The organism is Lamprobacter sp. (assembly GCF_034860625.1).
Taxonomy (GTDB): Bacteria; Pseudomonadota; Gammaproteobacteria; order Chromatiales; family Chromatiaceae; genus Lamprobacter.
In genome coordinates this window covers 1-653 of record NZ_JAYESN010000734.1, presented here as the reverse complement: position 1 = coordinate 653, position 653 = coordinate 1, and the positions used below count along the sequence as shown (strand labels likewise).

Annotated in this window: 2 protein-coding genes; both read right to left on the bottom strand. The window is 58.0% G+C overall.

What is annotated here, in order from left to right; genetic code table 11:
• On the bottom strand, positions 1-180 hold a 180-nt coding region (locus VBE63_RS31050; RefSeq protein WP_323686786.1), incomplete at its 3' end, for a hypothetical protein.
• Between the two features lie 41 nt (positions 181-221).
• The coding region (locus VBE63_RS31045; protein WP_323686785.1) for a DegT/DnrJ/EryC1/StrS family aminotransferase at positions 222-653 on the bottom strand (432 nt) is incomplete at its 5' end.

Sequence of the window (653 nt, the reverse complement as noted above, 5' to 3'; positions counted from 1 at the left end):
TAGCTTGCCTTCAGTGCGGTACGCGGGCCACTGCAGTTGTTTGGTAATCGCATACTTGATCGACAACTCGATGCAGTAGCCGCAAAGGTAGATGGCATTTGCATAGCGCCGGTTTTCTATCAAGAGCGCCGCATCACTGTACTTCTGACGGATGTTGTCGCGAATTTGTTCCAGATGCATGGTGCTGTTTTTCCTTAGGCCGTTCCTTGCTTGAACGCTGTTCAAGCCAACCCCGCACTACTCGGCAGATTGATGATCTGCCGTGCCAAGGATTCCGCTACTGGCAAGGGCGCGCGCGGACAGTCGCGGTAGGGTGGCAACTGGTGCATTAGCGTCCAGGCCGGGCGGGTCATCAGTCCGGCGTCATTGGTCGCGGCCAGGATGTCATCGCGCTGCTCGGCCACGTCTTCCGACAAGATCAGTGTTTGCAGCCAGTCGTTGCTCTCGCAGCCGGCTGGTTCCTGCATCAGTCTCACCTGTTCAAGCCCGGCAAAGGCGCCGCGATAGCGTTCATACAACCGGCGCTTGGAGGCAAGAAAGTCTGGCAACTGGTCCAACTGCGCGCAGCCGAGCGCGGCGTTGAGGTTGGGCATGCGGACATTGTAGCCGATCCCATCGTGAACGTAGTCCCAGGGAATTATGAGGGACGGACC